The organism is Priestia sp. SIMBA_032, assembly GCF_046535215.1.
In the GTDB taxonomy this organism is placed as follows: Bacteria; Bacillota; Bacilli; order Bacillales; family Bacillaceae_H; genus Priestia; species Priestia aryabhattai.
Genome location: NZ_JAWRXD010000965.1, coordinates 1 through 260 on the forward strand (window position 1 = coordinate 1; position 260 = coordinate 260).

A 260-nucleotide genomic window follows, 5' to 3' on the forward strand; every position below is an offset into this window, starting at 1 on the left:
CGCTGCACGACGGCGTATCCACGGGCCAGCGTCTGCGCGGGCCCGAGAGTCGACAGGCGGGCCGTGAGATGTTCGATCCGCTGTTCCTCCCCGGACACGTGCCGGGCGACGTCGCGGCGGATGTCGCGGGCGGCGCGTTCGATCTCATCGATCCGGTCGTCGACGATGCGATAGGGCTGGGCCAGTACCGGCCGGCCGCGTAGGGAGTCGAGTCCGCGGACCTGGGTGGTCACCAAATTGCGCAGCGCCCCGGCGCTTCG

General features: G+C 71.2%; 1 protein-coding gene. It reads left to right on the forward strand.

Annotated elements, in window-relative coordinates:
- On the forward strand, positions 1 to 203 hold a 203-nt coding region (locus tag SB717_RS37215), incomplete at its 5' end, for a hypothetical protein (protein ID WP_410908130.1).
- Positions 204 to 260 lie beyond the last annotated feature (57 nt).